Raw genomic sequence first — 5313 nt, forward strand, 5'->3', positions numbered from 1 at the left:
CATCGGCCGACAGCTTCACGTCCAGCGCCGGCAACGCCTCGGCCAGCCGCTGCCGGGTGCGCGCACCGACCAGCGGAACGATGAACGGGTCCTGCGTTGCCACCCACGCGATCGCCAACTGCGCCACCGTGCACCCCTTCGCGTCGGCGACCCGGCGCAACGCCTCCACCAGCGCGAGGTTGTGCGACGCGTTCTCGGCGGAGAAGCGGGGACTGTGGTTACGCGGATCGTCCGCCCGCCCCGGCGTCCAGTTCCCCGAGAGCAGGCCACGGCTCAGCACCCCGTACGCGGTCAGCCCGATGCCCAGCTCCCGCAGCGTGGGCAGCACGTCGGCCTCGACCGCCCGCGACAGCAGCGAATATTCAATCTGAAGATCAGCAACCGGATGTACGGCGTGCGCCCGCCGGACGGTCTCCGCGTCAACCTCGGAGAGCCCCACATACCGCACGTAACCGGCGTCGATCATCTCCTTGATCGCGCCGATCGTGTCCTCGATCGGCACCGACCGGTCGAGTCGGGCCGGCCGGTAGATGTCCACGTGGTCGACGCCGAGCCGGGTCAGCGAGTAGCTCAGGAAGTTCCGCACCGACGCCGGGCGGGAGTCCTGACCGGCGAACCGCATGCCCGGCCCCACCTGCTGCCCGAACTTCACACTCAGCAGATAGCTGTCCCGGTCGCGTCCCCGCAACGCCTCCGACAGCAGCAGCTCGTTGTGCCCCATGCCATAGAAGTCGCCGGTGTCGAGCAGCGTGACCCCCGCGTCCAGCGCGGCCCGTACGGTGGCGATGCTCTCCTCGCGATCGGCCGGGCCGTACGTGCCCGACATGCTCATCGCCCCCAGCCCCACTGCGGAAACCTTGGGACCCGTTGTGCCCAGAGTGCGTGTCTGCATCGAAACTCTCCTCATCGGTCGATTTCGCCTCCACCCTGCGCCGCTTTCCGGCCCGCCGGCAGCGGAGCGCTTATCGTGGGAGCGCCGCTCCCTGGCTCGGTGCCCAGTCCCCGAGGCAGCATGGAGGCATGCAGCGTGAGCAGCTCGCCGACTTCCTGAGGCGTCGGCGCGAGGCCATCCGTCCCGCCGAGGTCGGCATCGCCGGCGGCCCCCGCCGCCGCACCGCCGGCCTGCGCCGCGAGGAGGTCGCCATGCTCGCCGGCATGTCCGTCGACTACGTCGTGCGCCTTGAGCAGGGCCGCAGCAGCCAGCCGTCGAGCCAGCTGCTCGGTGCCCTGGCCCGGGCCCTGCGCCTGACCGACGACGAGCGAAGCCACCTGTTCCACCTGGCCGGTCACCAGCCGCCGCCCGCCGACGGCATCGCCAGCCTGGCCCGGGCCGGCCTGGTCCGCCTGCTCGACCTGGTTGGCGGCACCCCCGCCATGGTCCTGTCCGACCTCGGCGAGGTCCTCGCGCAGAACCGCATGTCGATCCTGCTCACCGGCGACCACACCGGGCTGACCGGCGACCGCCGCTACGTCGCCTACCGCTACTTCACCGACCCGGTCATCCGCGACCTCCACGGCCCCGAGGAATGGCAGCGGCACGCCCGCCAGCAGGTCGCCGACCTGCGCGCGGTGGCCGGTCGGCGGGCCGGCGATCCGGCCGTGACCGGTCTGATCGAACGGTTGCGGGCCGCGAGCGACGACTTCCGGCGGCTGTGGGCCGAGCACGAGGTGGCGGTGCGCCGGGCCGACCGCAAGACGTTCATGCACCCGCGCGTGGGCCGCATCACGATGGACTGCGAGACCCTGGTCACCCCCGACCTCGGCCAGCAGCTGCTGGTGCTGACCCCGGCCGACGCCGAGGCGCGGGAGAAGCTTGAGTTGCTGCGCGTACTGGGGGTCGAGGAGTTTCCGGCCGGTGTGCCGCACTGAGTGCCCGCGGCATCCCTCTACCCACGTCAGCCTCGTCCTCCGCGTTGGTCAGGGTTTACCCGCTGACGGACGATCGCCGGCGCACGTCGTCCGCCGGGTTGATGGTGCGCACCGGGTCGGGCACCGACCCCCGGGGCTGCCACTCGCGGGGGTAGCCGAGGGAGACCTCCTCGAAACGCACCCCGTCGTAGAACGTGGTGCGGGGGATGTGCAGGTGCCCGTACACGACGGTGGACGCGCCGAAGCGCAGGTGCCAGTCGCTGGTGCGGACGGTGCCGCACCACTGGGCGAAGACCGGGAAACGCAGGACGTCGGTGGGGTCCCGCACCAGCGGGTAGTGGTTGACGAGCACCGTCGGCAGCGTCGGGTCGCGTTCGGCCAGCCGGCGTTCGGTCTCGGCGACCCGTGCCGCGCACCACGCCTCCCGGCTCGGGTACGGGTCGGGGTGCAGCAGCGCCTCGTCGGTGCACACCACCCCGGCCTGGTACGCCAGGGCCAGTGACTCCTGCTGGGTGCGCGCCTGGGGCACCCGGAACGTGTAGTCGTAGAGCACGAAGAGCGGGGCGATGGTGGCCGGGCCGCCGTCGCCGTCCCACACCGGGTACGGATCCTCCGGGGTGATCACCCCCAACCGCTGGCACATCCGCACCAGCTCGCGGTATCGCTCCTCGCCGCGCAACGTGACCGGGTCGCGCGGTGGCGTCCACAGCTCGTGGTTGCCCGGCGCCCACACGACCCGGGCGAACCGGCTGCTCAGCAGCCCGAGCGCCCACTCGATGTCGGCGAACCGGTCGGCGACGTCCCCGGCGACGAGCAGCCAGTCGCCGGCATTCTCCGGGTGCAGCTCCTGGACGAACGCGCGGTTCTGCGGGTGCCCGACGTGCAGGTCACTGACGGCCCGCAGCCGGGGCGGAAGTTTCACCCCCCGAGGTTAGGGCGGCGGTGGAGGGTCGGGGAACCCCTGTTCCTGCTGTTCGGGCCGATCTGACGGCCGCATATCCGTCGACCGGGCGGGAAAGCGCGGGGCGTCCGACAGCCCAAACCGGAGCAGGAGTAAAACATGCCTTTCATTACCGTGGGGACGGAAAACTCCGCGCCCATCGACCTGTACTACGAGGACCACGGTTCCGGTAAGCCGGTGGTGCTCATCCACGGCTTCCCGTTCAACGGTGCGACCTGGGAGAAGGAGACCACCGCGCTGCTCAACGCCGGATACCGGACGATCACCATTGATCGGCGCGGTTACGGTAACTCCGCCCAGCCGGCGTTCGGGTACGACTACAACACGTTCGCGGCGGACCTGGACGTGTTGATGACCGAGCTGGACCTCAACGAGGCGACCCTGATCGGTCACTCGATGGGCACCGGCGAGGTGGTCCGCTACCTGGGTAACTATGGCTCGCAGCGGGTGAGCCGGGCCGTGCTGCTCAGCCCACTGCAACCGATGCTGGCCAAGGCGAGCGACAACCCGGAGGGCGTCGACCGGAGCCTGTTCAAGGGCTTCCAGGACGCCATCATCAAGGACCGCTTCGCCTACCTGACGTCCTTCTGCGACGCGTTCTTCAACCCGGACCAGAACATGGGTAAGCGGGTCAGCGAGGAGGCGTACCGGGCGCACTGGCAGATTGGTGCGATGGCTTCCGGTAAGGCCACCCACGACAGCGTGGATGCCTGGCAGGAGGACTTCCGCCCGGATCTGCCGAAGATCAACATTCCGGTGTTGATCGTCCAGGGTGACCAGGACCGGGTGCTTCCCTACCCGGTGACCGGTCAGCGGCTCGGGCCGATGATGCCGACCGCCCAGCTCGTCACGCTCAAGGGCGCGCCGCACGGCATCCCGTGGACCCACGCCGACGAGGTCAACAAGGCGATCATGGACTTCATGAAGCAGCCGGCCAAGGCTCGCGCCTGACCCGTACCGGTAGCCGATCGGACGCCAGCGCCAACACGGCGCTGCGACACCCGGCCCACGGTTTCGCACCCGGGGCCGGGTGTCGTCCGCGTTCAGGCCCGGCGGGCCACCACCGCGCCGTTGGCGCCCGGTGCGTCGAACGGCACCGTACGCACGTCGACGAAGCCGGCGTCGGTGAGCCAGGCAGCATACTCGGCGCCCGAGTAGTTCCGGCCACCCTCGGTCTCGACGAGCATGTTCAGCCCCATCAGGGCCGCTTCCGGCGGCCCGGTGCGCTCATCGTTGAGCAGCAGTTCGCAGACCACGATCGCTCCACCGGGCGGCAACGCCGCGTGGCAGCGGGCCAGCAACGCCCGGTTGGTCGGCTCGTCCCAGTCGTGCAGGATCATGCTGAGCAGGATGACGTCGTGCCCGTCGGGTAGCGCCGGGTCGGCGAGGAAGTCACCGCCCACCGCGTCGATCCGCCCGGTCAGGCCGGCCTCCGCTATCCGCTCCCGGGCCCGCACGCAGACGTGCGGCAGATCCAGGACGGTGGCGCGCAGCTCGGGCAGGCGGCGGCAGAACTCGATCGGGAACGCGCCGGCACCGCCGCCCACGTCGAGCAGTCGGCGGTGCGCCGAGAAGTCGTACGCGTCGGCCAGCGCGCTGGCGGTGAAGCTGGACGTGGAGAACATGGCGTCCCAGAACTGCGCCAGCATCTCCGGATCGGCGGTGTCGAACATCGACTGTTGGGCCTCCGGGTCCCAGGTCAACGGCCGATCCGTGCGCAGGGCCTCGCCGATGCGGTGCCAGGGCAGGTAGGTGCGCAGGTCCGAGTAACGAACCTGCGCTCCGAAGTAGTACGGGCGCCCCTCGACCAGGAACTGCTCGGCCAACTCCGAGTTGCGGTAACCGTCACCGGCCTTCTCCAACAGGCCGAGCGAAGCACTGGCGGCCAGCAACAGGTCCGCGGGCCGGTCGGGCAGCCCGAACTCGGCGCCGGCCTGCTCGACGGTCATCGTCCGCCCGCCGGCCAACCGGGTGAACAGACCGAGCTCGACGCCGGCCGCGAGGGTCTTGAACCCCCACACACCGGCCACCAGGCGCATGAGGGGAGTGGGAGTGATCATCCCGACATCAGATCACGATTCGCCGCCGTCCACGATGGTCGATCATGCCCGGATCAGCGTCACCAACCCCGCGGCCACCAGCACCCCGGCCCAGAGCCGGTCCACGTTGAACCAGGCCCGACGCAGCACACCCACCCCGAGCACCTGGTAGACCAGCAGGGCCACGGCCAGGGCGACGCCGAGCATGGCCACGGTGTGCACCCCGGCCGCCGCGAGGCCGGACAGCGCACCGACCGGCGCGGCGGCCAGGTGCCCGGAGTGACCCCCGGGCACCGGCTCGGCCACCAGCACCGGCACCAGCATGAGCCCTGCCCCGTGCGCCGACGACATGAGGAACGACCAGGCGGCGAGCTGTGCTGCCGACAGCCGCATCCCCGCCCAGCGGAAGTGCCGCTCGGAGAGCAGCCGCCACAGCCCGAAGGC

General features: G+C 70.6%; 5 protein-coding genes and 1 pseudogene. 2 read left to right on the plus strand and 4 right to left on the minus strand.

What is annotated here, in order from left to right; genetic code table 11:
* Nucleotides 1-892 (minus strand): aldo/keto reductase (locus tag ABZ749_RS28665; protein WP_357233252.1); only part of this gene is annotated, 892 nt, incomplete at its 3' end.
* Nucleotides 893-1020: 128 nt separating this feature from the next.
* Here ABZ749_RS28665 and ABZ749_RS28670 point away from each other — a divergent pair.
* Nucleotides 1021-1869: a helix-turn-helix transcriptional regulator gene (locus ABZ749_RS28670; protein ID WP_357233254.1), complete on the plus strand. Its 849-nt coding sequence runs from the start codon at nt 1021-1023 to the stop codon at nt 1867-1869.
* A gap of 55 nt (nt 1870-1924) precedes the next feature.
* Here ABZ749_RS28670 and ABZ749_RS28675 read toward each other — a convergent pair whose 3' ends face one another.
* A complete protein-coding gene (locus ABZ749_RS28675) occupies nt 1925-2791 on the minus strand; it encodes a metallophosphoesterase (RefSeq protein ID WP_357233256.1) in 867 nt (288 codons plus the stop codon).
* A gap of 138 nt (nt 2792-2929) precedes the next feature.
* On the opposite strand from ABZ749_RS28675, the gene ABZ749_RS28680 reads away from it, so the two are divergent.
* Nucleotides 2930-3781 (plus strand): alpha/beta hydrolase, encoded by an 852-nt coding sequence (locus ABZ749_RS28680; RefSeq protein ID WP_357233258.1) that lies wholly within the window; start codon nt 2930-2932, stop codon nt 3779-3781.
* A gap of 92 nt (nt 3782-3873) precedes the next feature.
* Here ABZ749_RS28680 and ABZ749_RS28685 read toward each other — a convergent pair whose 3' ends face one another.
* Together ABZ749_RS28685 and ABZ749_RS28690 are read right to left on the minus strand one after the other, a co-directional pair.
* Nucleotides 3874-4890: a methyltransferase gene (locus tag ABZ749_RS28685; protein WP_357233260.1), complete on the minus strand. Its 1017-nt coding sequence runs from the start codon at nt 4888-4890 to the stop codon at nt 3874-3876.
* A 42-nt stretch (nt 4891-4932) separates the two neighbouring features.
* Nucleotides 4933-5313, minus strand: a pseudogene (locus ABZ749_RS28690) (hypothetical protein); the annotation flags it as partial.

This window comes from Micromonospora sp. NPDC047753 (genome assembly GCF_040642735.1).
Taxonomy (GTDB): Bacteria; Actinomycetota; Actinomycetes; order Mycobacteriales; family Micromonosporaceae; genus Micromonospora.

Excerpts from the sequence above, each read along its gene's own strand:
- ABZ749_RS28680 (WP_357233258.1), top strand. The coding sequence starts at position 2,930 with ATGCCTTTCATTACCGTGGGGACGGAAAACTCCGCGCCCATCGACCTG.
- ABZ749_RS28685 (WP_357233260.1), bottom strand. The coding sequence starts at position 4,890 with ATGATCACTCCCACTCCCCTCATGCGCCTGGTGGCCGGTGTGTGGGGG.
- ABZ749_RS28670 (WP_357233254.1), top strand. The coding sequence starts at position 1,021 with ATGCAGCGTGAGCAGCTCGCCGACTTCCTGAGGCGTCGGCGCGAGGCC.